Consider the following 26,367-nt stretch of genomic DNA (forward strand, 5'->3'; position numbering starts at 1 on the left):
CAGCGGACGGAATGGGAACGCCAATGGAACCGATATCACCGATGGACGCGTTGTTCCTCATCGGCGAGTCACGCGAACACCCGATGCACGTGGGCTCACTACAACTCTTCGAGCCCCCGGAGGATGCCGATCCCCATTTCGTGCGCGAGGCGTATCAGGCGATGCTGGAGTGCACGGACGTGCAGCCGGCGTTCCGTAAGCATCCGGCCTTCTTCGGCGGCATCACCAACGTCGCGTGGTCCTTCGACAAGGACGTCGAACTCGACTACCACCTTCGCCGGTCCGCGTTGCCCGAGCCGGGACGAGTCCGCGACTTGCTCGAGTTGGCCTCCCGGCTGCACGGCAGCCTGCTCGACCGGCATCGCCCGATGTGGGAGGCGCACCTGGTGGAAGGCCTGCAGGACGGGCGGTATGCGGTCTACACGAAGTATCACCACTCCCTCATGGACGGCGTCTCGGCGCTACGCCTGGTGCAGCGCGCCTTCACCCCCGACCCCGACGACGACGAGGTGCGGGTGCCGTGGAGCCTGGGTCCGCGTAAGCGCAGCGGGCGGCGCGAACAGTCGTCGCTCTTCGACCGGGTGGGCCGCACCGCGGGGTCGGCGCTCGCCCTGGCGCCCTCCACACTCAAGCTGGCGCGCGCCGCGCTACTCGAACAGCAACTGACCCTGCCGTTCCGGGCGCCTCGCTCGATGTTCAACGTCCGGATCGGCGGCGCCAGACGGGTAGCGGCACAGTCGTACTCGTTCGAGCGCATCAACGCCGTCAAATCCGCCACCGGTACCACCGTCAACGACGTCGTGCTCGCCATGTGCGCCGGGGCCCTGCGCGCCTACCTCCTCGATCAGAACGCCCTGCCAGACGCGCCGCTGACCGCCATGGTCCCGGTGAATCTGCGCAAGGACGACGACGACCGCGGGGGCAACAACGTCGGGACCTTCCTGTGCAATCTCGCAACGGATCTCGACGACCCGGCCAAGCGGCTGGAGATCATCAGCGCCTCCATCCGCGACACCAAGGAGGTGTTCTGGCAGCTGCCGCCGGTTCAGCAATTGGCCTTGTCCGCCTTCAACATCGGCGGCTTGTTCTTCGGGCTGATCCCCGGTTATCTCTCCGCGGGCTCGCCGCCGTTCAACATCGTCATCTCGAACGTGTCGACCGGCAACTCAGACCAATTGTATTGGCGCGGAGCGCGATTGGACGGAAACTATCCGCTGTCGATCCCGCTCGACGGGCAGGCGGTCAACATCACCGTGACCAACAACGCGGACAACCTCGACTTCGGTCTGGTCGGATGCCGCCGCAGCGTCCCGCACCTGCAGCGAATGCTCGGTCATCTCGAGGCGTCCCTGAAGGATCTGGAGCTGGTGGCGGGCGTCTGAGACACGTTGCGGCGCTGGTAAATCGCTGCCGCCGCTCACGAGGCAACGGTGTCGGTGGCGTCGGCGCGCTCTTCCTCCAGCCGGTCCTTGCTGCGCAGCAATCGCAGCAGCGTGACGAACAGGAGGCCGCCCACCAGGTTGCCGACGACGGTGTAGCCGAACCAGCCCAGCCAATCGAGGTAGCCGAACGGCGCCTTGCCGGTGATGAGCGCGCCGAAGATGAGCAGCGAATCCAGAATCGAATGGAACAACCGCAGCCCGGCGAGGAGGAACGCCGCCGCCACGGCCGCGGCGATCTTGGCGGGCACCGAGTCGGTGCCGTGTTGCATCCGGGTCATCAGCGTGATCACCATGCCGCCGAGCACGGCCAGACAGAAGCTCTGGGCCGACAGCGGCGCGGTGGCGAAGTGGGTCGCGGATTCGACCGTCTGAGAGTGCAACTCGGGAAAGCCGGTCATGATCAGCCACATGATCACCCAACCGCCGACGAGGTTGGCAAACATCGTCCCGGCCCATAGTTTGAGCAGTTGCGTCAGGCCGGCGCGCTTGGCCGCCACGGTGACGACGGGGATGATGAAGCCCTCGGTAAACAGCTCGCTGCGACCGAGCAGCAGCGCCAAAAAGCCGATGGAGAACGCCAATCCGGCCAGCAGCGGGCGGTGGGTGGCGTCCAGGACCGACAGATAGGCGAGCACGCCGAGCGCCACTTCGGTGCCCCCGAAAAACCCGGTGACCAGCACACCGCGCCAGCTCCGGTGCAGTCGCTGGGTACCCTCGCTCAGCATTCTGCTGAAGGCGTCTTCGAGCTCGTCCTCGATTGGACTGTCGGTTTTGCCGAGCTGTCGTCGGATGTTCTGGCCCATAATGAAGTCCTCGCAGTTGAACGGCCGAAGAAACGGTCATATACCCATTTCCCTGGTCGTCCTGCGGCCGTGACGCGTTAGCTATCCCACATGCGCCATGCGCCGTGGCGGCCGCCGATTTGCGCAACCGCGGCCACAATCCTTTGTGTGGAATACCACAGCGCCTACTGTAAGGTCCACGGTAAGTCAGCGCAGGCGGGGAGAAGGGTGAACCATGCCAAGCACCACTGATACGCGCAGCCAGCTGCGGCCCGACGTCGATCTGACCGACGGCGCCTTCTACGCGGGCGACTCGCGACCGGTCTACCGATGGATGCGCGAGAACGAGCCGGTCTTCCGGGACCGCAACGGCCTGGCGGCCGCGGCGACCTACCAGGCGGTGATCGACGCCGAGCGGGCACCGGAGTTGTTCTCCAACGCCGGCGGTATCCGGCCGGACCAGGACGCACCGCCCATGATGATCGCAATGGACGACCCCGCCCACCTGCTGCGGCGCAAGCTGGTCAACGCCGGCTTCACCCGTAAACGCGTCAAGGACAGGGAGTACTCGATCGGCGCGCTGTGCGACGCGCTGATCGACAACGTCTGTGAACGGGGCGAGTGCGACTTCGTCTGGGACCTCGCGGCTCCCCTTCCCATGGCAGTGATCGGCGACATGCTCGGGGTGCTTCCGGAGGAACGCCAGATGTTCCTTCGCTGGTCCGACGACATGGTGACGTTGCTCAGCAGCACGACCGCACAAGAGGATTTTCAGGTCTCGGTGGACGCATTCGCCGCCTACACCGAATACATGACGGGCATGATCGCGGCGCGCAAGGCCGAGCCCACCGATGACTTGGTCAGCGTGCTGGTACATGCGGAGGTGGACGGCCAGAAGCTGGCCGACCATGAGATCGTCACCGAGGTGTTGTTGCTGCTCATCGGCGGCGACGAGACCACCCGGCACACGCTGTCCGGCGGCACCGCGCAGATACTCCGTCACCCGCAACAGCACCGGCGAATGGTCGACGACGTGGCCCTGCTACCCAACGCGATCGAGGAAATGCTGCGCTGGACCGCCCCGGTCAAGAACATGGCCCGCACCATGACCGCGGACGTCGACTTCCACGGCACGCAACTCCATCAGGGCGAGAAGATCATCTTGCTGTTCGAATCGGCGAACTTCGACGAGGCGGTGTTCGGCGACCCGGAGAGCTTCCGGATAGACCGGTACCCCAACAACCATCTGGCATTCGGCTTCGGCACCCACTTCTGCCTGGGCAATCAGCTGGCGCGCCTGGAACTGTCGATGATGCTCGAGCGGCTGCTGAAACGCCTCCCGGACATGCGGCTGGCCTCGGCGGACCCGCTACCGCTGCGGCCGGCCAACTTCGTCAGCGGTCTGGAACGCATGCCGGTCGAATTCACGCCCACGGCAAGGTCGGGCGCCTGATCAGGGACTGGGTCCGAGGCCTCACCGCTGCTGGCCGGCGAGCTCCGCGTCGGTCGCGTAATCCAGGTAAACGCTGGTGCCGTTGGGCCGGGCGTGGATGGTGCAGTGGTCGGACAGGCGGTGCATCAGCATGATGCCGCGCGAGGCGTGCGGATCGTTCGACTGCCTCGATGAGGGCTTGCGCCAGCTTCCTCGGTCACTGACACAGACCCGGATCGACTCGGCCTGCGGGTCGTAGCTGGCCTGGAGTTTCATGACGCCAACCTGCTGATGCGAGCGATAAGCGTGCTCAACGCAATTCGCCAGCGCTTCGTTGACTCCGAGGACGACGTCCTCGCGGATTGCCTCCGGCGCGCGCACCTCTTGCGCCAGCCACCGTTGCAGCGCACGGCGCCACGCCGCCACCGTGTCGGGGCGGGCTGTGCCGGCGAGCGTCAGCCGCACCGGCGTGGCTGTCTCCGGCAGTAGTGGACTCATGAAAGCCGCATACCCAGTTGCAGTTGGAGCAATAACCTTCTGCGAGTATCGCTTCGGCCACAGATCGATAGCCGCGCAGAATCACCAGGTCACGGCGTCGCGGCGGGTGCTAGCGGTGCGGCGACAGGACGGGTGTGACCAGTTCGCCCGTGCTGAGGTAGCTGTCGAGATTGCGGATCGCCAGCAGGGCCATGGCCCGCCGGGTCCGCGCGGTGGCGCTGCCGATATGGGGCAGCAGCACAACGTTGTCCAGGCCGATCAATTCGGCCGGTACGTGTGGCTCTTCGGCGAAGACGTCCAGGCCCGCTCCCGCCAATTCGCCCGCGGCCAGCAATTCCACCAGCGCGTCCTCGTCGACCACGCTGCCCCTGGCGATGTTGATGAGGTAACCCTCGGGGCCCAGAGCCCGCAGCACCGCGCGGTCGACCAACTTGTGCGCATTGCGGTCACCCGTGGTGGCGATGACCAGGACGTCCACCGACTCGGCCAGCTCCACGGGCGAATCGGCATAGCGGAACGGTGATCCCTCGATGCGGTGGCGGTTGTGATAGGCAATGGCACAGTCGAATCCGAGCAACCTGGTCGCGATCGCCGAACCGATCCGGCCCAGTCCCAAGATGCCGACCTGCAGGCCGCTGACGTCCCTGGCGTAAGGAAACGCGCCCTCGCGCGCCCATCGGCCAGCGCGCACGTAGCGGTCGGCGGCGCCGAAACGGCGCAGCGTCATCAGGATCAGCCCCACCGCGGTGTCGGCGACTGTGTCCGACAACACATCGGGCGTATTGCTCACGCCGATGCCGCGGCGTTTGGCCGCCTCCAGATCGATGAGATCCACGCCGGCCCCGTTGTTGACGATGACCTCCAGATTGGGCAACGCCGCCATGGTGTCCGCATCGACGCCGGGCGATCCCGACGTCACCAGCACGCGCACACCGGCTCCGTGCACGGTCAAAAACCGCGTGCGGTCGGGGCCGCCGGGCAGCTGCGGAATCTCATACCGGGCGGAGAGCTCCGCTGCGAACGTCGGCTCCATCTCGCCGACCCTGAGCACCCCGCTGACTTTCTTCGCCGTCACGACTTCATCATCCTCGACGGCGGCACGGGGCCGGCCGGCCGGCGGTGGAATATCCCGACGACGACTGTGGTTGATCAGCGCGGCGGTGTCGGCCATTCCCCCGGGGACCACACCAGAACCGTCGCTGCGAGCGACCACTTGCGCCAGAGGCGAGAAGCCGGCACCGCCCCCAAACCCCTGGCCCGCGGGCTCGCGGGAGTTTCGTCTGGGAAGCAATCCCGCTATCGCGCGGTTGCACAGCGAATGCGTATCGGAGTCGTCTTTCCGCAAACCGAGCTCGGCTCGGACCCCGCCGTCGTGCGCTTGTACGGTCAGCGCGTCGAGGAACTGGGGTTCACCCACATCCTGGCCTACGACCACGTCGTCGGCGCGGACCCGACGGTGCATCACGGCTTTCAGGGCCCCTACGACATCGACTCGACGTTTCACGAGCCGTTCGTCATGTTCGGCTACCTGGCTGCTGTCACCTCGTTGGAACTCGTCACCGGTGTCATCATCTTGCCGCAACGCCAATCGGTGCTGGTGGCCAAACAGGCCGCCGAGGTGGATGTGCTCAGCGGTGGCCGTTTCCGGCTCGGCATCGGATTGGGTTGGAACGCAGTCGAATTCGAGGCGCTTGGCGAGTCGTTCATCAACCGCGGCAAGCGTTCCGAGGAACAGGTCGAGGTCATGCGCAGGCTGTGGACCGAACGGTCGGTCACGTTCAACGGCCGGTACCACACCGTGACGGGGGCCGGCCTGGCCCCGCTGCCCACCCAGCGGCCGATACCGGTGTGGTTCGGCGCCGCGTCGGATCGTGCATACGAACGTGCCGGTCGGCTCGGCGACGGTTGGTTCCCCATGGTCGAGCCCGGACCCGGGCTCGACCACGCGCTCGAGCAGGTGGGCCGCGCGGCCGAATCCGCGGGCCGCGACCCGAAGAGCCTCGGCATGGAAGGCCGGGTCAGCTGGACCGAAGACCGCGATAAGCTCGCCGCCGCCATCGCCGCCTGGAAGGCCGCCGGGGCCAGCCACCTGTCGGTGAACACCATGAAGGCCGGCTTCGCGAACGTCGACGAACACCTCGCCGCCCTCGAGCAGGTTGCCGACGACCTCATATAGCACCGCGGCTTTACCGGCTTCCCGCCGCGGACAACTCCTCGACCAAACTCAGGTGCGCGTTGCGGCGGCCGGCTTTCGATCGCTTTGGCGCGGGCTCAGTCGGCTCGACCGTGTCGCGGACATGGACCTGCCCGCCCGTAGCGCAGTGGCGGCGCTGCCAGTCGCTGATCGCTTGGTGCGCCGCGTGATCGAGATAGCTGGTCAGCAGGTGGATGGTGACCGACGTGCGTTCGGGGACCGACGCCAGGACGCCGGTCAACCGGGGCAGCGCCAGGAAGGTGCAAGCGCCTTCGACGACGACGTGCCATCCGTCACCAACGGGCTTGGCCTCGATCCTGGCGCGCACCACCCGCCATCCGGTGACGGCGACGGCCAGCGCGAGCCCGATCATCACGCCGTGCAGCAGATTGAGGAACACGACGCTGCCCACGGTCACCAGGTAGACGGCGAGATCGCCGTTGCGCAAGGCGGTTTCGATATGCGCCGGTTTCAGCAGCTCGATGCCGATGACGATGAGCAGGCCGGCAAGTGCCGCCGTGGGAATCTTTTCGACGAGCCCCGCGAACGGCACCGCGAAGAGCAATATCCAAATGCCATGCAGGATGGTCGATGCACGCGTCTTCGCCCCGGCATTCACGTTGGCCGCGCTGCGCACGATGACACCGGCGATGGGAAGCCCGCCGATGGCGCCCGACGCGATGTTGGCCGCGCCCTGCCCGATCAGCTCACGGTTGAAGTCGGTTCGCGCCCCGGTGTGCATCCGGTCGATCGACACCGCGGTCAGCAGACTCTGCACGCTGGTGATCAATGTGACCGTGATGACGGCGATGACGACGGCTGCCCAATTGCCGTGCGGCAGCGACGGCAACCGCAGTGCCTCGAGGACGGAGCCCTCCAAGACGATCCGGGACACGTGGAACGGGAAGATCATCGAGATGGCGGTGACGGTCACGATCGCCACCAGTGGACCCGGAACACTGGCCACCCGCGCCGGAACCCAGCGCCAGGCCACCAGAATGGCGATCACCAGCAATCCCAGCACGACTCCCGGGCGGTGTGCGCTCAGAATCTGGGCGGGCAATCCGGTGACGTTGCTCCACGCCGAGCTTTTCGAAGCGCCGCCCAGTAGCACATGAACTTGCTGCAGGGCGATCGTAATTCCGATGCCGGCCAGCATGGCGTGCACCACGACCGGCGAGATCGCCAGTGCGGCCCGGGCAATCTTGCTGAACCCCAACAGGACCTGCAGAATCCCTGCGATCACGGTGATGAAACATGTGATCGCCCAGCCGAACTGGGCGACCAGATCGGCGACAACCACGGTAAGCCCTGCGGCCGGACCGCTCACCTGCAGTGGTGAGCCGCCGAGCCACCCGGCGACCACTCCTCCGACGATCGCCGCGATCAAGCCCGCGAGAACCGGTGCGTCCGAAGCGATCGCGATACCTAGTGACAGCGGAAGCGCCACCAGAAAAACCACCAACGAGGCCGGCAGATCGTACCGGAGCGTCTCTCGCATCCGATCGAGCCGGGACGGAGCCACCGCCTCCAGGTCATGTCGACCTGGCTTTTCCAGCTTGTGCACCGGCCCTCCCCGAATTGGTCTTTAGCGGTGGGCTTTCAGCTATCCGCCCGGTCACGGCAGGATGATCACTCGTAAAGCCGTGCGGCGCAGGCGGTTACAGATACCACGAACGTCGATGTTCGGCTGGAGATGCCTGGCCTATGCGTTCGAAGGTAAGTGGACGGAGATAAAGGGGTCAACCGGACGGGCCGGGCGCATATCGAATGCAAATTTTTCGGCGGCCATTGCAAGCAGCGCAGCCAGCCGAGGGAAAATGGTTACTCCAGAACGAAAACCGGGATTTGCCGTGCCGTTTTCGTCTTGTAATCCGCGTAGGGCGGAAAGGCCTCAACGGCCCGCTGCCACCACTCCTCGCGCTCGGCGCCGTCGAGCTCGCGCGCTGTCAACCTGAGCACCTTGTCGCCATCCTGCAATGTCACGGCCGGATTCGCCTTCAGGTTGAAGTACCACAGCGGATGCTCGGGGGCGCCGCCGTGCGACGCGACAATGACATAGCGGCCGTCCTTCTCGACCCGCATCAACGGCACGTAGCGCTGCTTGCCGGACTTCGCCCCGGTGACGGTCAGCAGCACGATCGGCCGGTCGAAAACCTCGACTCCGTCGGTGGTGCCCTGACTCAGGATCTGTTCGGTCTGGTCGCGCACCCAGCCCCTGGGGCTCAACTCGATTTCGTCAGCCATACCTAGACCGAACACCCCGGATCCGCGACTCCATTCCCCGGGTCCAACTAAGGCGTACAGTCGAGTCGTCAACTTATATGAGCTAACTAATCGCGTCGCAGTCGCGGAGAGGAGATGGGTGTGGCCCGCACCGAGAACGACACCTGGGACCTGGCCTCCAGCGTCGGAGCCACGGCAACCGCGGTCGCCGCGCAGCGAGCGATCGCCTCCAGCCCACCGGATGCTTCGTTGAATGACCCGTGGGCCGACCCCCTCGTCCGCGCAGTCGGCATCGACAGCTTCATCAAGCTGCTCGACAATCAGCTCGACCGCAGCGACGATCCGCTGCTGAACCGTCAGGCGGTCAAAGAGCAGATCACGGTGCGGACCCGGTTCTTCGATGACTTCTTCGTTCAAGCGACCGAATCGGGCATCAAGCAAGCGGTGATCTTGGCTTCCGGGCTGGACACCCGGGCGTATCGGCTGCCCTGGCCGGCGGGCACCGTCGTGTACGAGATCGACCAACCTGAGGTGATCGAGTTCAAGACGCGGACGCTGGGCGAACTGGGCGCCACCCCCAGCGCGGAGCGCCGCACGGTGTCGATCGACCTGCGCGAAGACTGGCCGTCCGCCCTCACCGCCGCCGGATTCGATCCTGCACAGCCGACCGCGTGGAGCGCCGAGGGACTGCTGGTCTACCTGCCGCCCGAGGCGCAGGACCGCTTGTTCGACAACATCGCGGCCGTTTCGGCGCCGGGCAGCCGGATCGCCACCGAACACCTGGACCTGCGCAGCATCCCCTCGGACTGGGCGCAGAAACTGACCGAGCGGTCCCGGCGCATCAGCTCCAGCATCAATCTGGCCGAGCTGTTCTACACCGGCGAGCGCAACACCGCCGCCGAATACCTGGGCGCCCGTGGCTGGGACGTCGATATACGGACAACCGAGGAGGCGTTTGCCGCACACGGGTTCGCGGTGCCCGACGACGAATTGGCCTCATTCGGCGACGCTTCCGGCTACCTGACGGCGACGCTCAAGTAGTTGAGCCCCCGACGGCCTCGGTTGCTGCGCAGCTGGGGTCGGTCGGTGCGCCAGTTCCCCAATCAATCCCTCCGTCGCCGTGCCACCGCACGCCCCCTATATCAGCGTCATTGACATATATCAGTGCCGTTGATATAAACGGTGGCATGACCCAACCGACGCAAGAGATGTTCGAATCCGCCTACCGGGGCGAGGCTCCCGAAATGGGCGAGGGCAACCGGCCGCCGTGGAGCATCGGCGAGCCGCAGCCGGAGATCGCGGCCCTCATCAACGATGGCAAATTCCACGGCGACGTGCTCGACGCCGGTTGCGGCGAGGCGGCCGTGTCGCTGTACCTCGCCGAGCGAGGCTTCACCACCGTGGGCCTGGACCAATCCCCCACCGCCATTGCGTTGGCAACCGAGAAAGCCGCCCGCCGGGGCCTCACCAGCGCCACCTTCGAGGTCGCGGACATCAGCGCCTTCACCGGCTACGACGGGCGCTTCGGAACCATCGTCGACAGCACGCTCTTCCACTCGATGCCGGTCGAACTGCGTGAGGGCTACCAGCAGTCGATCGCGCGGGCCGCAGCGCCGGGCGCCTCCTACTTTGTGCTCGTCTTCGACCGCGCCGCGATGCCTGCCAACGGGCCGGTCAATGCGGTGACCGAAGATGAGCTGCGCGAGGTGGTCTCGAAGTACTGGGTGATCGACGAGATCCGGCCGGCCCGCATCCACGCCAACGTGCCCGAAAGCTTCCTGTCCGGCTTCCAGGACTTCGCCGCCGACATTCGCGATGAGGACAACGGTCGCAAGTCCGTGGGCGCCTGGTTACTGTCCGCGCACCTCGGCTGACGCGGACCGGGCCGCGCGGCCTACGGGCCGTCCCACCCCTCCGGCAGCATCGGCGTGCGCGCGCCGTCGCCGGAGTCGTTGTCGCCCAACGTAATCAGGCCGGCTGCCCGCAGGTCAGGCCGAGGTAGCGTCCCGGCGAAGCCCCGTGCCGAGGCGCCGGATTCCGAGGGCAGGTGCCGAGCGGACGACGCCGGTGCAGCCGCGGCGGCCGTCTCGTCATCGGCCTCGATGAATTCGTAGCGGTATCCGGGGTCGACGACCGAGCGCGGGCGCCGGCGTGAGCGTCCATGGTGCTGCTCCGCCGCGGCCACCCCGGCGGCCGACGCCGCGTTCTGCGTGGCGGGCGCCGCGTTGTGGGCCCGGGTCTGCGCCGTCGATTCCATACCGAGCCCAACGTTGCCCACCAGGTAACCGAAGCCCTCGGATCCGGTCACCGGGGCGGGTGGTGTGGGTGGAGCCGCGGGCGGCACAGCCGCCGAAGCCGTGGGCGCCGGGGTCGACGCCATCGACGTCGCCGTTGCTACCGGGCCGGCCGGGGCCATGGGCGCCGTCACCGCAGCGGCCGATACCGCCGGCGGTTGCACGCCCATCACCGCGGGCTGCGGCACGGCAGGAGCGGGAGCGCCGGCCGGCGCGGCCAGCCCGGCCAGGCCCGCCAAGCCCGCCAGGCCGGCCAGGCCTCCCAGGCTGGTGATCGACAGGCTCAAACCGACCTGCAGCAGCAGCGGCAGTTCCTGGAGAATGAAGCGCAGTGTCCGGATCGTCCAGTTGATGATCCGGTAGGTCTGCCACGCGATGAAATAGTTGATCAGAGCCGGGAATTGGGACGGGTTGAGCAGGCCGGAAAGGTTCTGCTGTAGCCAGGCCACCGCCTGGGCGTTGCCGTTGAAGAAGTTGCCCAGGTTCTGCAGGTACTCCGATGGACTCCAGTTGGGTTGGCCCTGCCCGGGGATCTGCTCACCGTCGGGCCCGAACAGCATTTCCCAGATCTCTTCGGGCGTGGGCAATTGGAAGGAACCCGTGCCGCCGCCTCCACCGCCGCCGGTCCCAGTGCCGGTGCCGCTTCCCGTTCCGGTTCCGGTGCCCGTGCCGGAGCCGCTGCCCGCCTTACCCCCGGTGCCCGCTCCGGCGGCGCTGCTCATCTGCACCGCCGCGGTCGTCGCCTGGTAGGTGGTCATGGTGGTGGCCGCCTGGGTCCACATCCGCGCGTAGTCGGCCTCGTTGAGCGCAATCGGAATGGTGTTGACGCCAAAGAAATTCGTCGCCACCAAGGCCGTGTGCGTCGCATGGTTGGCGGCCAACTCCGGCAGCGTGGGCATCGCGGCCAACGCGGCGGTGTATGCGGTGGCCACCCCCTGGTGTTGAGCGGCCGCCTCGGCGCTCAGCGCGCCGGCCAGCTGCAGCCACGCCAAATACGGCATGTGCGCGGCGACGTAGCTGTCGGCCGTCGGGCCCTCCCACACCGGAACCGAGCCGGTCAATACGGAAGTCAACTCCGTTGCCGCCGAATCATATTGGGCGCTCAACGCCGTCCACGTCGCTGCGGCCGCCAGCAAGGGGCCCGGCCCCGGTCCGTTGCTCAACAGCGCAGAATGCACCTCCGGCGGAAGGGCCATCCACACCGGCGCGGTCATCGTCAGCCTGCGCCCAGATAGGTTGACGCACCCGCCGCGTCGCCGGCGGCGTAACCGACGCCGGCCAGACTCACGCCCAACCCGGCTCGACCCAACACCTCGACGCCCTTGGCCGCCGCGGCCGAGTGGTGGCTTCCCCGCTCGCTGAACACGGCGGCGGCCGCCAGCGACACGGGATCGGCCGCCGGTGGGACCACCAGCGAGACCACCGGCGCCGCCGCCGCGTGCGCGGCCGCCAGCGCAGCGGTGATCGCGTCGACCGCCGCGCTCGTCGCGGCCAGGCCCTCGGGGATAACTCGCAGCGTCATAGCGGCCGCTCCTTGTGTCGTTTTGTCGCCGAACCGGCGCCGGCCGCCCTGGCCGCAGGCGGCCAACCCACACCCAGGGCCACCACCCAGGCGAGCACACCGGCTACGAATCCGAAGATCAGGTGCCACGCCGCCCGCTCGAGCATTCCGGTCGATACCCACGCCGACATGGCGCGCCCTGAGGCGACCGAACTGGCAAGCGCGACAAGGTGAATGGGCGCGGCGGCCAGCGCCAGTAACCACCGATGTAACCGCACCACCGGAACGAAACCCACCGTAAACAGCAACGCCGCCGCGGCCCCATAGCGACTGCTCCACAGTGGATCGCTCAATCCATGGATCGGCAGCGCCGTAATCGATGACGCCGCGCCGACCGCCAGCACCGTCTCGCGTCGCGCCGTCACCAGCGCGACCGCCACCAGCAGGGTCAGCCAGATCAGCCCGCGGTGACCGGGCAGCCCCAGGGGTATCCGGATGTCGGTCGACGCGACGATGGCGGCGACCGCAACCAGCGGAAATGCCACCTCGCGGACGGCGGTGGATCCGGCCGTTGGGCGCATCAGCACGGTCATGCGCAGATCATAAGCCGCGAGCATCTACACTAATCCTCATTTACGGCGAATTCACAGGATAGGACCCGTAAATGCGCAGCAATACGCTTCTGACTCGGGCGGTTGCGGTTTTCGCCCTGGCTGCGGGACTCGTGGCGTGCGGCGCGTCGGAGACCGAGGTCCAGCTCGTCGTGCAGAACAACCACCGGGTGCTCGACCGATTCACCCTGTCGCGACTCGAGCAGCTGCCCCAGGTTCGGGTCGCGACGCCGCAATCACACCGCGTGCAGCAGGGACCCAGCGTGCGTTCGATCCTCGACGCCGCGGGCGCTACCGGGGTCATCAGCGTGCGGGTGGAAGGGCGCGACCCGGCCCAGACCCTGACGGCCGGCGAGCTCGACGATCGGACCATCCTCGGCTTCACCAAACGCCACACACTCAAGCTCACCGGCGCAAAGCTCAGCCGCGATCAGTGGGTTCGCGACGTCACCGACCTGGTGGTCAACCCGTGATCGCCGGTACCGCGTTGGCCGGTGTCGACCTGCTGATCGGCATCGATGACACCGACAACCCGTACACCCCCGGCACCGGCCGGCGGGCCCGCGCGCTGCTGCGTGAGCTACAGGCGGCCGGACTCGGCTCACCCGCGGGCGCCACGAGACATCAGCTGCTGGTCGATGATCGGATCCCGTACACGTCCCATAACTCGAGCGCGTGTCTGGCCTGGCGCAGCCCCGGCGGTGATCCGCACGCGGTGCGCACCGGGATCATCGAGTTCGCCGGACACTTCCTGGAAACGGTGTGCCCGCCCGATGCGGATCCGGGGCTCGCCGCCGTCGTTCCGGGTGAACTCGCCGGCAGCGCGGCGCGGCTGGTCGACTTCGGTCTCCGCGCCAAACGGGAAGTACTGTGCGCCAACGAGGCTCGCGAACTCGCCAGGACACTCGGCATCCACCTGTCCGGCCACGGCGGCACCCGGGAGGGGACGACCGGCGCGCTCGCTGCCGTCGGCCTGCACCTGTCGGGCAACGACGGACTGTTCATCACGTTGCCCGGAATCCGCAAGCTGCCCGACCGGGCCACCATCGAGACCGTATTCGACGTGACCCCGATCGACCTCGCGCGCGACGACGCTTTCCGCCAACCGCGGCCGGGCGAGATGATCGACCTGGGCGACTGGGTACGGCCGGTGTTGCTCGACGGGCTGGCCGTGTTGCTACTCGAACCGCCCCGACCGCAGGGCGACGGAGCCAGGTCGTGGCGAACGGCACCGCGCGCGGTGGTCAAACAATATTGATTCCCCGCTCGATCCCGTGCACGTGAGCTGCGCGATCGGCGTCGGCGGCCGCGCGCGGGTTTCAACGGCCGTCATTCGGGCGAACCTGACGAAAGGCATTTCAGACGTTCAGAGGAGATCTCGGTGGATCAGCAAGTCAACTTCGACCCGCCCGCGGCGCCCGAGGACGCCCGAAAGGCAACCGAGGAACAGCGCAAGCTGCAGGAGCAGCTAGAGCACCAGGACGAGGATCCGAACGGCCCCGGATTGCACCAATCCCGGCACGACCTACCGGACGAGAGCACCCGCTAGTTGCCTCAACCTTGGCTCGGCGAAAGCCCGTTAGAGGCAAGGTAGTTCAGTTTGCCGGACCGCCGGTGTGGACCGCCGGTAGTCGTGGGCAAGCGCCACGCCCGCCTGCCACGTCAGCGTCAACCCGCCCAGCGCCGCCGCGGGAATCGCCCATAACCGCCGGATCAGGAGCGCGTGATCGCACTGGTCGACATACTTGCCGCCCACGCCGACCGCGCTGGACGCCTGGGCCAGATCGGTGACAAAGCCGCTGCCGCACTTGACTTGCCAGCCGAACTGATCGTAGGCGTCGATGAAAACCGGCAGGTACAGCGCGAAGAACCCCCCGGCCAGCAACACCACGGCAGCGGAGACGACCAGCGGCCCGCGGTTGGTCATGCGCCCCCCTTAGGTCATGCAGACGTTGGCGAAAAGCAGCACCGGCCAAGAGACGATCGAGCCGAGGAATGAGACCACCAGGTCGACGCCGTGCATGTCGTGCAGATGCTGGGTGTGGGTGCTCGACCAGATCACGCCGACGATCAGGTACGGCGTCCCCAGCAGGATCCCCAGGCCCAGCAGCTCGGCGATGGTCAGTTGGTACTCCAGGACTGAGCGGATCCTGCTGAGCATGGGCATGCCTTTCGCGCGGGTGCTGCCGGGTTCGAAGCCGACCTACACCGAAGTGCTAAGGACCCACCGCGTCCCGGCGTGCGGACTAGACCCATACATGTTAATGCCCATTCGTGCGATTCGGTAGTGCTGCGCTCGATTCGGCGGCGCAGTCACGCAGCAGCCGAACGCTCAGATATGGTGGCGCAAAGGGGCGTTCGGCTCGCGCTCGATGCATCGCAGCGGTTTGTTTCCAAGAAGCAAGTGCGGGAAGATTCTTTGCCGGGGCTTCCGCAACGGCATGTCAGCGGCGCTGCCGGCCACCGCGTGGCGCGCTCCGAGGCGCTGCGACCGGTCGTCCCAGCAGCGTGACCTCCATCAGGCGGCGCACCGTGAGTCCGGCGGCCGCGCTGGCGTCGGGGTAGACGAGTCGGCCGGTGTCCACCGCGAGGGCGAACGCGGCGTGGACGGCGTATCGCGCGCGGCCGAGCGTGAGCTCCGGCCTGGCCGCGACGGCGAGGCTGGCCCAGGATTCGACGGTGGAACGCTGAATGTTGTACAGCAGTACCGCGTCGGTGTCGGGCAGGTTGTGCCGCTCGGTGTAGTAGACGCAGGCTAATTCGGGGTTGGCGAACGAGCGGCTGACGTAGGCCTCGATGAGTTGTGCGAGCGCCTGTTCCGGGTCGGCGCTGGTGGCCAAGATGCTGGACAGGTCGCCGGAGAGTTGGTCGGCAGCACGCCGGTAATAGACGGCCAGAATGTTGGCCTTGCCCGGAAAGTACTGATAGATGCTGGCAACCGGGATGCCCACCGCCGCCGCGATGTCTTCCATCCCGGTCTCGCGATAGCCGCGTTCGTTGAACAGACGCATCGATTCGTGCAACAGAAGTTCATAGGTTCCGGCTGCGCTGGTCAGCGTCGCCGTGCGCGGCTGCTCGGATCCGCGACCGCGCTGGGTTGGCAAGTCGGCCCGCAACACCGCGGCCGAGATGTCCGCCAGCGCCGCGCGGATCTCGGAATTGCCCAGCCGCGACCGATGGTCGGTGATGCTGCCGATCACGCTCAGGGTGGCCGCCGACAGGATCCAGCGTTGCCGCGACGTGAGTTTCGGGCGAAGCCTCATCAGTGGACGCTGCAGGCGCCGGTTGATCAGTTTGATCTGTTCGGCCAGGGCGTGTTGATCGTCGCCACGTAAGTAGCGGCCCTCCCAGCGATACAGTCCGCCGGCGGTGCGGTTGACGATCGTGGAGTCGATCAGCGCACTGACCAGCGCGCTGAGCTGCTCTTCGGGATCGCCATCGGCGGGCAGGTCATCAGCGAACGCAGTGGCGTCGACCAGTTGCTGTCCCAGCGCCAAGAAGACTTCGCGGAACAGGTCGTACTTGCCCTGCGAGTGGCGGTACAGCGCGGCCGCGGAGATCCCGACCCGCGCCGCGATGTTTTCCATGCTGACCGCGTGATAGCCCAACTCGCTGAATGCATCGGTGGCGGCGCGGGCGATTTGGATCTTGCGGTCCTTCGGGCGCCGCTTTACTTGATCTGCGGAGGAGCGGCTAGCCGATGGCATACAGATCACCGTAGCCGCAGCAGCGGCCGTCGGGGCGATCGGTCGACAAGCGGTATCGCGGAGCCGGCAAGCCTCCCGCGCGCCGCTGGGCGCGGCGTCCTACCCGAGGTCATCAGACGTCTATCCCCGCTACGCCCCGCCGAATTCCGGGCGCAGGACCGAGCTCAGTGCGCTGAGCGGAATGTGTGGCTCGACGGCCCCTCCGTCCATGGACCATTGCTCCGATTGGCCGTACTGGATAGGCGAGTCGTGTCCCACCGGGTAGTCCGGCATGTACAGCACCAGCTCGTCGGGCGTGAGCGCCCAGGCTTTGTAGCCGCCCGAGAAGACCTTGTCCGGTGTCCACCGATCGAGGGTGAACGGATACGTTCCCGGATTGTGTTGCCGTGCGGCATGGTCGAGCGCGTCCTGGATGGACGGCTCGGCCAACGGTGGAATTGCGGTCAGCGGGTCGAGGCCCGGCTTGGTGATGTCGGCCAGCTGCAACCGCCTACCGCCGGCCATGTCGAAGGTGAACGTGCGATAGGCGTTGTTGAATGCCGGGCCGTCGGCGTGGTAGTCCTCGTGGAAGGCCACGCTGAGCGCGCGCCCATGGGTGAACACCTGATAGTTCTCCTCGCCCCAGCTGTCTTGGACCATTGATGCGCCCTTGGTGCGCCAGTTGTTCATCAAATTCCGCAGGTATTCACGGATGGGTGGACCACTGGTGGGGTTCTCGACCAGGTCGCCGGGCAACGCCATCTTGATGTCGCGGACCGCCTTTCGCTCGGACAACACCGACGTGTGGCAGTACTGCCCGTCCCAATCGCCGCCGAGCTCGCCGCAAAACGACTGCGCCGAGGCCGATGCCGCCGGTGCGCTCAACACCGCGGCGGCCACCAGCGCCGCACCGGCCGAGACTCGAATCAACCGCATGACCGAAACGCCCTAGGGTAGTTCGACTTTGCTGGCCAGCCAGCGGCCGCCGACGTTTTCCATCGTCATCTTCATCCGACTTCGGTCAACCCGACCGTCGGGCCGCACGGCGTTGCTGACGGTTTGGTCGACCATCAACAACACCACCACCTTGGTTTTGCTCTCCGATTGAATCGCCGAATCCACGACGGTGCCATGGGCTGCGGCCTTGTTGTCGATGAGCAGTTGCCGAAGCTGGGCGCTGGCTTTGGTGTACGTCTCCTTGAAATCGCCTGTGGCCCCGTTGAGTACGGCCGAGAAGTTCTGGTCGACCTGGCCGGAGTCGATACTGGTGAGCACCTGGGCGTAGTCGATCGCGGTCCGCTGGGCCGCCTGCCCGGCCTGGTCCACCGCGTGCTCGTCCCACAGCTTCCAGCCCAACCCACCGGCGAGGACGAACGCCCCGGCGTAGACGGCGGCGACAACCGCGATGCGGCCCCGATGTTTCCATCGCCAGGTGCGGCCTTTCGCGTCCTGCCCGTCGGCGTTCGCGGAGGCTTCCGGCTGGTCGTCAGGCGGGGTCTCGGTGTCTTCGCTCGTACTGCAGTCGTGGTCGGCGGTTAGTGTCACGGCGGTGTCTCCTTGCGGTGGTGAAGGGCTCGTGGGCTTAGTGGGGCGGTTCGATCGGCAGGGTCGGTCCGCCGTAGGGCGTGGGAATGGTGAAGCGTCCCTTGGGTGTTGGATCGGCGGTCTGGCCGAGGTCGGCGCCGGGGGGCGGCCCCGCGGTGTCGTCGCCGCCCGGTCGGGGCGCATTCTTGGCCCCCCGGATCAATACCTGGGGGTCGTCGTCTCGGCAGTAGGTGTACAGGAAGGGCTCGGGGTAGTCCGCCGATGACGACGGCCGCCGCGGGGTGCCGTAATCGCAGGTGTAACGCGGGTAGATGTCGGCGGTCGCCCACAGCCCATGCTCGTGCATGGTCGTCATCAGGGCCTCGAGTGTCGAGCCGCGATAGTCGGGGAAGACCGCGTTCAGCGCCGGCACGCGGAGATAGACGATCCGCGCGGTGGTGACCAGATTGGCCAGTAACCCGACCATGGTGTCGGAGTTGTCGTCGAACAGGTTGTCCACCGAGGACAGGGCGTGCGGGGTTCGATCGACGAATCTGCGGTAGCCGCCGTCCATCTTGTTCACGCCGGTCATGAGGTCCCCGATATTGCGGGACGTCGCACCCAACCCGGCGTTCTTGTCCGACAGTGTCGTCAGGACCACCCGGCTGGTCTTGAGCATGGTCACGGTCTGCGGCAGCACCGGGTCCATCGTCGACAGCAGGAAGGTGGCACCGTCGATGATGTCGGTGAGCTTCTGCGGCCCATCCTTGCTCAAACTCAGTTCGCGCTTGACGATTTCGAGCTTCTTCGGGTCGGTTTGGGCCAGCAGGCCGTCGGCGTCGGCGAGCACTTGCGACAGCGGAATCGGCGTGGTCGTGTGCTGTGGGCCGATCACGCTGCCGTTCGACAGGAACGGGCCGGCGTTGGATGCGGGCTCGAAATCGATGTACTGCTCGCCCGCAGGGGACAATCCGGAAACCCGGACCGGGCTGGCGGCGGGGATCCTGGTATTCGCATTGATATTCGCGATCACCTCGACGCCGGTGGGTACGGGCCGCAGCGATTGGATGCGCCCGACCCGGATCCCCCGGACCGCTACGTCTTGATTGGCCAGCAGCCCACCGGATTCGGGCAGCCGGATGGTGACTCGGTAGGTCGACTCGAAGGGGTTGATCCGCAGCGCCCCGATCGCCAGGTAGGTCACGCCGACGACGAGGGTCAGAGCCAGGGCAAGGCCGGACAGCCACGCGCGCCGCCGGTGTCCCGCTTTGACCGCGGCGACGATGAACCGGCCGAGGGTGTCGATCACCGCGGTGGTTCCGGAATCATGGGATCCGGCGGCGCTTGACCGGCGGGTGCCGGTGGAAGCGGCGGACCGACCGGCGTCCAAGGGCTTTGGCCCATCGGTGTCTGCGGGCCGCGGCCGACGACCCGTTCCTGTAGGCGCCACAGGACGTATTTGATGGACCCGATCATGTAGTTCCAGTCGCGGCGCATCGGTCCGTGGAACACGGGATCACCCTTGAATCCCCCCGTCTCCGCCCCGGTGCCCGGCCGCGAGCCCATCACCAGCCGGTCGAAGCTGCCGCGCACCGAAATCGCGTCGCTGGGCGTGGCTTTCACGAACGGCGGGATCAGCCTGTTGAGGCCGGCGAGGCTGGTATCGGGGCTCAACACGACGTCGTTCCATGCGGCGGCGATCGTGTTGGCGTCCTTTATTACGCTGCGGCCCGTCTTGTCGGTGCCCGCGATCGACGGGAATTTGGACAGCTGATGGGTCGTGGCGCCGAGTTCGTCTACCACGTCGGCGATTTCGTCGGCGTTGCTGGACAACACGTTGGTTGCCGGGCCGACGGCTTGCAGAATTTCGGAGAGCGCCTGGTTCTTCTGATCCAGCCGGTCGGCGAGTTCGGCCGTTTCGGTCACCGCCGCATCGATCTGCTCGGAGCGCGAATTGAGCTTGCTCAACAGCAGATTGGTCCGGTTGATCAAGTCGCCGAACGCGCGTCCCTGATCACCGGTCGCCTTGCCCGCGCCGTTGACGATGTTGGTGAAGTTGCGGACCGCGCCGCCGTTGACCAGCAGCGCGGCCGAGCTCAGCACGCTTTCCACGGTGGCGGCGGCACGGGTCGCAGGCAGCCCGATGGTGTCGCCGCTTTTCAGCAGCGGCGCGCGGGGATCCATCGGGGTCGGTGGCTTGATCGCGACGAACACGTCGCCGAGCGGTGTCGCCGACCGCAGTTCTGCGGTGCTGCCGGCCGGCACCCGCACGCCGTCCATGATGCGCAGGGTGGTGACCGCGGTGTAGTTGCGCGCGACCATCGATTCGAGTTGCCCGACGTCGGCGCCGGCGAGTTTGACTTTCGCATGGGCTGGAAGGTTCAGCGCGTTGGAGAAGACCGCGTTGAGCAGGTATCCGCCATTGCCGATCCCCGGCGCGGGCAGCGGCAGGCTGGATAGCCCGTTGGTGGCGCACCCGGAACTGACCATGGCTGCGCTGAGCGCCACTACCAATTTGTGCTTGACGACGTTCATCGCTACTGCCCCATCGCCGAGAGGCCGTCGAGAATGTAGGTCAGGCCGAAATCGGGTCCGTAGTCTTGCAGTGTGCCTGTGCTGCAACCGAGTTGACGCAAGTGCATGAGATTGCAGAGCTCCTTGGCGGACTGGCTGTCGGTGAGGGCCTTGTCCAGCAGCCCGTGCACGCGGATCGCGCCGTTGTTCCGATCGACGGTGTTGTAGAGGTTTTCCAGTGTCATCGGGAGCACGTCGAGCATCTCGGACACTCCGCGCTGGTCCTCGACGATCGTCTTGGCGACGGTGTCGCCGTTGCGGACCGCCTGCTTGAGGTTGTCCCGGTTCTGCTCGATCAGCGTGGTGACTTCCTCGAGGATGCGGTTGATGGTCCGTCCGGTGGCGCCGGTGCCGAACTTCTCGTCGGCGAGCATCTGGCTGAGTTGGCGTGTGGTCGAGCCGAATTGACGCACTTTGGTGTCGTTGCGGGCGGCGGCCTCGGTGATCGAGCTGAGGTCGGTGATAATCGTGGTCAACTGCTCGCGGGTGGTCCCGCCCCGCTCGGAGCTGAGCCGCAGGGCGTTGGAGAGTTGGTCGAGAGCGGACAGGATCTTCTTGCCGTTGCCGTCGGTGATGGCGACCGCGGAATCACTCAGGTCGGCGACGGGGCCCCCACCCCTTCCGTCGCCCTTCAGCGATTTGGACACCTTGTCGAGCATGTCCAGCACGCGGTCGAAAGCCACCGGCGTCTTGGTTCGGGTGAGTCCGATCGTGTCGTGGTTCTTCAGCACCGGGCCGCCTCGGTAGGGCGGAGTGAGTTCCACCTGCCGGTCGGTGAGGATGGAGGTCGTGATGGTGACGGCGCGGGCGGCCGCCGGGATCTTGACCTTCTTGTCCACCGTCAACTCGGCCTCGACGTAGCTGCCCTTGGACGTGACCTTGCTGACCTTACCCACCGGCATGCCCAGCACCGCCACCACGTTCCCCTCGTAAAGCCCAGCGGCGCTGTCGAATTGCGCGATCACCGTCATGGTGTCCAGGCGCGACTTCACGTAGTGGCCGACCAGCCCTACGGCGATGGCGGCCAGCGCCGCGACCGCGACACTTACGGCGATGAGTTTGCGCCTGCCGGTGGTCATTTGCAGTCCTTGAGGTACTGGATCATCTTGAACTCTTTGGCGCGACCGCTGATGGCACACATCCATGAATCGATGGCGAGACCATTGGGAAGGTTGAACTCGACGACCGGCCCATAGCCGGTCGCGTTGGTCAGACCGCGCAGGGCCACGGGGGCGACTTGCAACAGGTTTCGCAGCAAGTCGTCGTGCTGGCCGACCATGTTCGTCAGCTGGTGCAGGTTTGCGAACAGCTCGTCGAGCAGCGGCCGGTTGTTGACGACGATCTTGTCGAGCTGGTCGACGAGGTCCGTCAGTCCGGCGAACATGGCGTGAAAGGTGGCCTCCCGGGCCACCAGGTGCCCAAGCAGATCCTGGCCCTGATCCATCAGATGGCCGATGTTGGTCTGCTGGCGCCGCAGGGTATTGACTACTCGCTGAGTGCTTTTCAGTAGCGTGCCGAGTTGGCCCCGACGGTCCGCGGTGATGGTCGACAGGGTCTGCAGATTCGCGACGGCCTGCGGTATCAGTGGCGGTACGCCGCCAAGCTGCTTGCCCAGCACCGCGAGCGACTGCGCGAACTGGTCGGAATCGACCTGCTCGAACGTGGTGGTGGCGTCCTCGAGTAGTGACTGCAGGTCGTAGGGCACCTCGGTGTGGCTCAGGCTGATCGTCCTGGCCGGCAGCGAGCCCGGGCCGTCGGGAACCAGCTCGAGGTAGCGCGAACCCAGGATGGTCATCACCTTGATCACCGCGCGGGTGTTCTTGCCGAGGGTGATGTTGTCGCGCACGCTCAGTCCGGCTTCGACGTGATCGCCGTCGAGCTTCATGCTGGTGACGTGTCCGACCTCGATGCCGGCGACGGTGATCGGGTTGCCGGGTCGAAGCGTGGCGGCCTGCAGGAATTCGGCGGTGTAGTGGGTGTAGCCGATGCCGAGCAGCTTGATTCCCAGCGACACCGCGACGAGGACGGCGACCAGCGCCAATCCCGCCAGCCCCAGCCAGGTCCTGTTGTATGACTCGAGCGGACGACGCCGCGACCACCGGGCCCTGAGCGAGTCAGCCATTGGCCATGTTCCTGCATCGCGGGGTATGCCACCCCATGTTCTTTGTGGTGATCGGGTAGGCGTTGCCGGGGGTGGCCGCGTTGACGATGAATGTCGTGATGTCGTTGAGCCCCGGGAAGAAGCCGGTCGCGTTCAGGTCGCACGCGTAGGCGTTGCCGTAGGAGCCCTCGCTGACGGCGCGCGCGAAACCCTTGAGCAGCAGCGGCAGGTTGTCTCCGGTGAAGGCCAGCTGGGGTTCGATGCCGACCATGTGCTTGCTGAACCCGGGCTCTCGGGTGATCAGTTCGTTCAACGACGGGTCCACGTCGTCGGCGATCGCCGAGAGCCGACGGGTCACCCGAGCGATCGAACCCACCGAGTCCTGTAGCCCCGCGCGGCGGTTGTCAAAATTGGCCACCGCATCGCGGGTTTGGTCGAGTGCACGGTCGAGGTCGTCGTTCTCGCGGGCGACGGTGTCGGTGACCTTCGTGAGGTTGCTGATCAGATCGCCCAGGGATTGATCGCGGGCGGACAGCGTTCGGGTGATCGTCGAGGTCTGCTGCACCAGTAGCGGGATCGATGCCTGATCGCCTTGCAGCGACTGCAGGACGCCCTTGGTGAGGTCGTCGGCGTCCTTGGCGTTGAGCAGGGTGAACAGCGGCTCGAAACCGTTGAGCAGCTTGCCGACGTCAAACGAGGGGTCCGTCTGCTGCACCGGTATCACGCTTCCTGCGGAAAGTCTTGCCCTGTTGCCGATCTCGCCCAGCGACAGGCCCAGGTACCGCTGGCCGATGATGTTCTGGTAGGTCACCGATGCCACGGTGTTCCCGTAGAGATGCTGATCGTTTTCGACGATGAACGAGACCTTCGCCAGTTTGCCGGTGAGCTCGATGTTTTCGACGCGCCCGACACGCACGCCGGCCATTCGGACGTCGTCACCGATGCGCAATCCGTAGACGTCGGTGAACATCGCCGCGTACGGCGTGGTCGGACCGGCCACGTCACGCCGGAGGGTGGCGTACACCATCCACGTCACGGCGATGGCGATCGCCATGAAGATCGACAGCCCGATCAACGGCCCCCGTACCTTCACTTCGGTCCGCCTACCGGTTGTGGTTGCGCGGGTTTCAACGAGACGGACGTACCGCGCGCCACCGGGCCGAGCAGCAGTTGGGTCGCCACCGACGCCGAGTGTCCCTGCCCGGTGATCAAGCCCAGCTGGTCGCGTTCGTGTTGGCTGCCAACGGGTCCGACGTTGCCGCCGAATCCCGACGGCGCGACCGCGCCGGGTGGGCCGGGGTTCGGCCCCGGCGGAGGCGGCGGCGCGTCATCGGGATCGGCGGTTCCCGGGACCCGGGGCGCCGGACCGATGGGCCACGGCCACCACGGTAAGGGCGGGTTGGGGTCTTGCAGGCTGGGGTTCGGGTTGTACAGGGGCGGTCCGACCGGAACGAGGTTGCCGTCGGGCCCAACCTGGGTGCCCGGGGGCGGCGCCAGATCCGCTGGCGGGTGATAGTTCTGCGGTAGCAGAACCTCGGGCAGGTCGGGCCGGACCGCGATGGTCGGGGCGGTATAACAGCTGGGCCCCAGCAACTGGCCGTACCGCGGGCAGTCGGCGCGGGTGTAGGTGTAGCTCGGTGTCAGCGCCAGATTGACCCGCATGTTTCCGGTGTCGAGTTCGGGATCCCATACCTCTTCGAAGAACTTGTCGGACAACCGGTTCAATCGAGTGAAGATGGGCACGAACTTGTCGCTGTGCAAGGCGAATACGCCCAGGACCGGTGTGAGGTTCTGTGTCATCTCGATCAGCTGATCGGTGTGGTTGTCGAACGCTTGGCGGTTGACCCCGATGGTGTGATGTGAACCGGTGACCAGCGAGCGAAATTGCTCCCGCTTTTCGGCCAGCGTCTGCATCGGTTTGACCGCATCATGCAGCACATCGACAAGCTCGGGTGCCGTGGACTGCAGACCCCGGGTGGCATCCAACAGCGCGGAGACCGTGGTCGGCCCGGGATCGGTGGCGACGATGGAGTTGAGCTCGTCGAGCACGCGAGTCAATTGCGCGCCGGCGGTGAGTAGCGCACTCCGGCGGTTGTTGGTGGCGGCCGCCACGGCGGCCAGAAGTCCCACGCTGTGGTCCTCGCGGCCCCGGCCGGTTGCGGCGAGGATGTCACGCAGCTTGCTGATCGTCGTCTGGAAGATCACCGTCGAAAGCTGCTGGTCTTCGGGGATTCGCGCCCCGCTGCGGATGCTCGAACCTGGTCCGCCGTCGACGAGTTGCACCGACGACACCGCGAACACATTGCTGGGCACCACGCGCGCGGTCACCGCGCCCGGAATGTCCTTGGCGTATTCGGGTTTGAGGTTGATCTGCACATAGTTGGGTTTGCCGTATGCCGCCGGGACGACGTTGTCGACGGCGCCGACGAGCAGCCCGTGATACTTCACGTCCGAGCGGGCGGGCAGGCCGTCGCCCACGTTCGTCAGCTCGGCGACCACGCGGACGTAGTCATTGAGTTTTCCGGTGGATTTCAACAAGAGGGCGCCCGTGATGAGTCCCGCGATCAGCAGCACCGTGGCGCCCATGGCCAGCAGCTGGTGATCGGAGGGTCCCCGGCCGTCGAAATCTAGCGAATTCGGCATTCAGCCACCGAATCTCGCGCCGGCGTCGATGCTCCACAGCGCCATGGTGAGCAACATGTTGACCATGATCACGACGGTGATGCTGGCCCGCATGGCGTGCCCGGCGGCCACTCCCACGCCCTCGGGCCCGCCCGCGGCGTAGAAGCCGTAGTAGCACTGCACGGTGGAGGACAGCCACACGAAGACAACGCATTTGAGCACGGAATAGGCAATGTCCTTGGCATTCAGCATCATCGTGAAGTAGTGCAGGTACGGACCGATGGAGCCACCGCTGATCACCTCGGCGACCACCTGACACGTCAGGTACGTCACCGCCAGGCACGCGATGTAAAGCGGGATGACCGCGATGACAGAGGCCATCAGCCGCGTCGTGACCAGGAACGGGATGGGGCGGATGGCCAACGATTCCAGGGCATCGATCTCTTCGGCGATGCGCATGGCACCCAGCTGCGCGGTGAAGCGGCAGCCGGCCTGCATCGCGAAGGCCAGCGAAGCCATGATCGGCGCCAGCTCGCGGGTGTTGACCAGCGATGAGATGATGCCGGTCGCGGGGCCCAAGCCGAGCAGATTGAGGAAGTTGTATCCCTCCACGGCGACCAGAGCGCCAGCGGTGAAGCCGAGCACCACCGCGACGCCAGCCGTGCCGCCGCCGACCACGATCGAGCCGTTGCCCCAGGCGATGTTGGACAGCAGTTGCAGGAATTCCGTGCGGTACTGCCGCAGCACGGACGGCACGGCGAGCACGGCCCGCACGAAGAACACCAGCATGTGCCCCAGCCGCATTGTCGGGGCGGCCGCGGCCCGATAGGCGCCGACAAAGGGGCGGGCCAAGGTGGGGACATAGGCGGACGCCGTCATG

At 66.4% G+C, this 26,367-nt stretch carries 28 protein-coding genes; 8 read left to right on the plus strand and 20 right to left on the minus strand.

The genetic code is table 11. The features are described 5' to 3' along the window. Positions 1-23 precede the first annotated feature (23 nt). Positions 24-1,382 carry a wax ester/triacylglycerol synthase family O-acyltransferase gene (locus A5646_RS15375; RefSeq protein ID WP_067022431.1) on the plus strand — a complete coding sequence of 453 codons (1,359 nt, stop codon included), beginning with the start codon at positions 24-26 and terminating at the stop codon, positions 1,380-1,382. A gap of 35 nt (positions 1,383-1,417) precedes the next feature. On the opposite strand, the gene A5646_RS15380 is transcribed toward A5646_RS15375, so the two are convergent. Further along, a complete protein-coding gene (locus A5646_RS15380; protein ID WP_066861200.1) occupies positions 1,418-2,245 on the minus strand; it encodes a formate/nitrite transporter family protein in 828 nt (275 codons plus the stop codon). 214 nt (positions 2,246-2,459) lie between these two features. Here A5646_RS15380 and A5646_RS15385 point away from each other — a divergent pair, with 214 nt between their 5' ends. Then, entirely contained in the window at positions 2,460-3,677 is a 1,218-nt protein-coding gene (locus A5646_RS15385) for a cytochrome P450 (RefSeq protein WP_067022432.1), read from the plus strand. 21 nt (positions 3,678-3,698) lie between these two features. Here A5646_RS15385 and A5646_RS15390 read toward each other — a convergent pair whose 3' ends face one another. After that, positions 3,699-4,121 (minus strand): ATP-binding protein, encoded by a 423-nt coding sequence (locus tag A5646_RS15390; RefSeq protein ID WP_197505207.1) that lies wholly within the window; start codon positions 4,119-4,121, stop codon positions 3,699-3,701. 142 nt (positions 4,122-4,263) lie between these two features. Continuing rightward, positions 4,264-5,187, minus strand: coding sequence for a 2-hydroxyacid dehydrogenase (locus A5646_RS15395; protein ID WP_369806948.1), 924 nt, complete (start codon positions 5,185-5,187; stop codon positions 4,264-4,266). 285 nt (positions 5,188-5,472) lie between these two features. Between A5646_RS15395 and A5646_RS15400 the strand changes: the two genes are divergently transcribed. Then, positions 5,473-6,330, plus strand: coding sequence for an LLM class F420-dependent oxidoreductase (locus A5646_RS15400; RefSeq protein ID WP_067022436.1), 858 nt, complete (start codon positions 5,473-5,475; stop codon positions 6,328-6,330). 10 nt (positions 6,331-6,340) lie between these two features. On the opposite strand, the gene A5646_RS15405 is transcribed toward A5646_RS15400, so the two are convergent. Both A5646_RS15405 and A5646_RS15410 read right to left on the minus strand, forming a co-directional pair. Further along, positions 6,341-7,849, minus strand: coding sequence for a SulP family inorganic anion transporter (locus A5646_RS15405; protein WP_067022525.1), 1,509 nt, complete (start codon positions 7,847-7,849; stop codon positions 6,341-6,343). Between the two features lie 323 nt (positions 7,850-8,172). Continuing rightward, complete coding sequence (locus tag A5646_RS15410) at positions 8,173-8,595, minus strand: nitroreductase family deazaflavin-dependent oxidoreductase (protein ID WP_067022438.1); 423 nt, start codon at positions 8,593-8,595, stop codon at positions 8,173-8,175. A 120-nt stretch (positions 8,596-8,715) separates the two neighbouring features. Between A5646_RS15410 and A5646_RS15415 the strand changes: the two genes are divergently transcribed. Together A5646_RS15415 and A5646_RS15420 are read left to right on the plus strand one after the other, a co-directional pair. Beyond that, complete coding sequence (locus tag A5646_RS15415; RefSeq protein ID WP_067022528.1) at positions 8,716-9,615, plus strand: class I SAM-dependent methyltransferase; 900 nt, start codon at positions 8,716-8,718, stop codon at positions 9,613-9,615. A 146-nt stretch (positions 9,616-9,761) separates the two neighbouring features. Further along, complete coding sequence (locus A5646_RS15420; RefSeq protein ID WP_067022440.1) at positions 9,762-10,448, plus strand: class I SAM-dependent methyltransferase; 687 nt, start codon at positions 9,762-9,764, stop codon at positions 10,446-10,448. Between the two features lie 20 nt (positions 10,449-10,468). Here the strand turns inward: A5646_RS15420 and A5646_RS15425 are convergent, their stop codons facing one another. The 3 genes from A5646_RS15425 to A5646_RS15435 are packed head-to-tail and all read right to left on the minus strand — an operon-like array spanning position 10,469 to position 12,962. Beyond that, on the minus strand, positions 10,469-12,082 hold the full coding sequence (locus A5646_RS15425) for a PPE family protein (RefSeq protein WP_369806946.1): 1,614 nt from the start codon (positions 12,080-12,082) through the stop codon (positions 10,469-10,471). Between the two features lie 2 nt (positions 12,083-12,084). Then, positions 12,085-12,390, minus strand: coding sequence for a PE family protein (locus A5646_RS15430; protein ID WP_067022442.1), 306 nt, complete (start codon positions 12,388-12,390; stop codon positions 12,085-12,087). Beyond that, positions 12,387-12,962, minus strand: coding sequence for a hypothetical protein (locus tag A5646_RS15435; protein WP_067022533.1), 576 nt, complete (start codon positions 12,960-12,962; stop codon positions 12,387-12,389). Before A5646_RS15435 ends, A5646_RS15430 begins: the two co-directional genes overlap by 4 nt. 71 nt (positions 12,963-13,033) lie before the next feature. Here A5646_RS15435 and A5646_RS15440 point away from each other — a divergent pair, with 71 nt between their 5' ends. The 3 genes from A5646_RS15440 to A5646_RS29485 all read left to right on the plus strand — a co-directional run bounded on the left by A5646_RS15440 (position 13,034) and on the right by A5646_RS29485 (position 14,529). Next, positions 13,034-13,453 (plus strand): hypothetical protein, encoded by a 420-nt coding sequence (locus tag A5646_RS15440; protein WP_067022444.1) that lies wholly within the window; start codon positions 13,034-13,036, stop codon positions 13,451-13,453. Next, the gene (locus A5646_RS15445) at positions 13,450-14,238 is read left to right on the plus strand and encodes a hypothetical protein (protein ID WP_067022446.1); all 789 of its coding nucleotides are present in this window, start codon (positions 13,450-13,452) and stop codon (positions 14,236-14,238) included. The genes A5646_RS15440 and A5646_RS15445 overlap by 4 nt, the downstream gene beginning before the upstream one ends. A 123-nt stretch (positions 14,239-14,361) precedes the next feature. Next, positions 14,362-14,529 (plus strand): hypothetical protein, encoded by a 168-nt coding sequence (locus tag A5646_RS29485; protein WP_197499442.1) that lies wholly within the window; start codon positions 14,362-14,364, stop codon positions 14,527-14,529. A 30-nt stretch (positions 14,530-14,559) separates the two neighbouring features. Here A5646_RS29485 and A5646_RS15450 read toward each other — a convergent pair whose 3' ends face one another. From A5646_RS15450 to A5646_RS15505, 12 genes are all read right to left on the minus strand, one after another. Beyond that, entirely contained in the window at positions 14,560-14,907 is a 348-nt protein-coding gene (locus A5646_RS15450; protein ID WP_067022448.1) for a hypothetical protein, read from the minus strand. Between the two features lie 9 nt (positions 14,908-14,916). Beyond that, complete coding sequence (locus A5646_RS15455; protein ID WP_066861264.1) at positions 14,917-15,141, minus strand: hypothetical protein; 225 nt, start codon at positions 15,139-15,141, stop codon at positions 14,917-14,919. A gap of 283 nt (positions 15,142-15,424) precedes the next feature. Further along, positions 15,425-16,687 carry a TetR/AcrR family transcriptional regulator gene (locus tag A5646_RS15460; RefSeq protein WP_067022450.1) on the minus strand — a complete coding sequence of 421 codons (1,263 nt, stop codon included), beginning with the start codon at positions 16,685-16,687 and terminating at the stop codon, positions 15,425-15,427. 129 nt (positions 16,688-16,816) lie between these two features. Beyond that, positions 16,817-17,602, minus strand: a complete 786-nt coding sequence (locus A5646_RS15465; RefSeq protein ID WP_067022452.1) for a mannan-binding family protein — start codon at positions 17,600-17,602, stop codon at positions 16,817-16,819. A 12-nt stretch (positions 17,603-17,614) separates the two neighbouring features. Next, positions 17,615-18,211, minus strand: a complete 597-nt coding sequence (locus A5646_RS15470) for an Mce protein (RefSeq protein WP_067022454.1) — start codon at positions 18,209-18,211, stop codon at positions 17,615-17,617. A 37-nt stretch (positions 18,212-18,248) separates the two neighbouring features. Then, a complete protein-coding gene (locus tag A5646_RS15475) occupies positions 18,249-19,499 on the minus strand; it encodes an MlaD family protein (RefSeq protein WP_067022536.1) in 1,251 nt (416 codons plus the stop codon). Further along, a complete protein-coding gene (locus tag A5646_RS15480) occupies positions 19,496-20,725 on the minus strand; it encodes an MlaD family protein (RefSeq protein WP_066861157.1) in 1,230 nt (409 codons plus the stop codon). The genes A5646_RS15475 and A5646_RS15480 overlap by 4 nt, the downstream gene beginning before the upstream one ends. Positions 20,726-20,727: 2 nt before the next feature. Then, positions 20,728-21,843: an MCE family protein gene (locus tag A5646_RS15485; protein ID WP_066861154.1), complete on the minus strand. Its 1,116-nt coding sequence runs from the start codon at positions 21,841-21,843 to the stop codon at positions 20,728-20,730. Beyond that, on the minus strand, positions 21,840-22,886 hold the full coding sequence (locus A5646_RS15490) for an MCE family protein (protein WP_067022456.1): 1,047 nt from the start codon (positions 22,884-22,886) through the stop codon (positions 21,840-21,842). The genes A5646_RS15485 and A5646_RS15490 overlap by 4 nt, the downstream gene beginning before the upstream one ends. Beyond that, positions 22,879-23,958 (minus strand): MlaD family protein, encoded by a 1,080-nt coding sequence (locus A5646_RS15495; RefSeq protein WP_067022458.1) that lies wholly within the window; start codon positions 23,956-23,958, stop codon positions 22,879-22,881. The genes A5646_RS15490 and A5646_RS15495 overlap by 8 nt, the downstream gene beginning before the upstream one ends. Beyond that, the gene (locus tag A5646_RS15500; protein WP_066876498.1) at positions 23,955-25,508 is read right to left on the minus strand and encodes an MlaD family protein; all 1,554 of its coding nucleotides are present in this window, start codon (positions 25,506-25,508) and stop codon (positions 23,955-23,957) included. Before A5646_RS15500 ends, A5646_RS15495 begins: the two co-directional genes overlap by 4 nt. Further along, positions 25,509-26,366 (minus strand): ABC transporter permease, encoded by an 858-nt coding sequence (locus A5646_RS15505; protein ID WP_066861142.1) that lies wholly within the window; start codon positions 26,364-26,366, stop codon positions 25,509-25,511. It lies immediately after the preceding gene. Position 26,367 lies beyond the last annotated feature (1 nt).

The organism is Mycobacterium sp. 1245499.0 (assembly GCF_001673615.1).
GTDB lineage: Bacteria > Actinomycetota > Actinomycetes > Mycobacteriales > Mycobacteriaceae > Mycobacterium > Mycobacterium europaeum_A.

What these genes read in the sequence shown, in the direction of transcription:
- A5646_RS15385 (WP_067022432.1), top strand. Translation starts at nt 2,460, where the DNA reads ATGCCAAGCACCACTGATACGCGCAGCCAGCTGCGGCCCGACGTCGAT.
- A5646_RS15440 (WP_067022444.1), top strand. Translation starts at nt 13,034, where the DNA reads ATGCGCAGCAATACGCTTCTGACTCGGGCGGTTGCGGTTTTCGCCCTG.
- A5646_RS15505 (WP_066861142.1), bottom strand. Translation starts at nt 26,366, where the DNA reads ATGACGGCGTCCGCCTATGTCCCCACCTTGGCCCGCCCCTTTGTCGGC.
- A5646_RS15405 (WP_067022525.1), bottom strand. Translation starts at nt 7,849, where the DNA reads ATGCGAGAGACGCTCCGGTACGATCTGCCGGCCTCGTTGGTGGTTTTT.
- A5646_RS15400 (WP_067022436.1), top strand. Translation starts at nt 5,473, where the DNA reads ATGCGTATCGGAGTCGTCTTTCCGCAAACCGAGCTCGGCTCGGACCCC.
- A5646_RS15430 (WP_067022442.1), bottom strand. Translation starts at nt 12,390, where the DNA reads ATGACGCTGCGAGTTATCCCCGAGGGCCTGGCCGCGACGAGCGCGGCG.
- A5646_RS15450 (WP_067022448.1), bottom strand. Translation starts at nt 14,907, where the DNA reads ATGACCAACCGCGGGCCGCTGGTCGTCTCCGCTGCCGTGGTGTTGCTG.
- A5646_RS15410 (WP_067022438.1), bottom strand. Translation starts at nt 8,595, where the DNA reads ATGGCTGACGAAATCGAGTTGAGCCCCAGGGGCTGGGTGCGCGACCAG.
- A5646_RS15480 (WP_066861157.1), bottom strand. Translation starts at nt 20,725, where the DNA reads ATGAACGTCGTCAAGCACAAATTGGTAGTGGCGCTCAGCGCAGCCATG.
- A5646_RS15435 (WP_067022533.1), bottom strand. Translation starts at nt 12,962, where the DNA reads ATGACCGTGCTGATGCGCCCAACGGCCGGATCCACCGCCGTCCGCGAG.
- A5646_RS15490 (WP_067022456.1), bottom strand. Translation starts at nt 22,886, where the DNA reads ATGGCTGACTCGCTCAGGGCCCGGTGGTCGCGGCGTCGTCCGCTCGAG.
- A5646_RS15485 (WP_066861154.1), bottom strand. Translation starts at nt 21,843, where the DNA reads ATGACCACCGGCAGGCGCAAACTCATCGCCGTAAGTGTCGCGGTCGCG.
- A5646_RS15380 (WP_066861200.1), bottom strand. Translation starts at nt 2,245, where the DNA reads ATGGGCCAGAACATCCGACGACAGCTCGGCAAAACCGACAGTCCAATC.
- A5646_RS15455 (WP_066861264.1), bottom strand. Translation starts at nt 15,141, where the DNA reads ATGCTCAGCAGGATCCGCTCAGTCCTGGAGTACCAACTGACCATCGCC.
- A5646_RS15425 (WP_369806946.1), bottom strand. Translation starts at nt 12,082, where the DNA reads ATGACCGCGCCGGTGTGGATGGCCCTTCCGCCGGAGGTGCATTCTGCG.
- A5646_RS15420 (WP_067022440.1), top strand. Translation starts at nt 9,762, where the DNA reads ATGACCCAACCGACGCAAGAGATGTTCGAATCCGCCTACCGGGGCGAG.
- A5646_RS15375 (WP_067022431.1), top strand. Translation starts at nt 24, where the DNA reads ATGGAACCGATATCACCGATGGACGCGTTGTTCCTCATCGGCGAGTCA.
- A5646_RS15465 (WP_067022452.1), bottom strand. Translation starts at nt 17,602, where the DNA reads ATGCGGTTGATTCGAGTCTCGGCCGGTGCGGCGCTGGTGGCCGCCGCG.
- A5646_RS15460 (WP_067022450.1), bottom strand. Translation starts at nt 16,687, where the DNA reads ATGCCATCGGCTAGCCGCTCCTCCGCAGATCAAGTAAAGCGGCGCCCG.
- A5646_RS15395 (WP_369806948.1), bottom strand. Translation starts at nt 5,187, where the DNA reads ATGGAGCCGACGTTCGCAGCGGAGCTCTCCGCCCGGTATGAGATTCCG.
- A5646_RS15500 (WP_066876498.1), bottom strand. Translation starts at nt 25,508, where the DNA reads ATGCCGAATTCGCTAGATTTCGACGGCCGGGGACCCTCCGATCACCAG.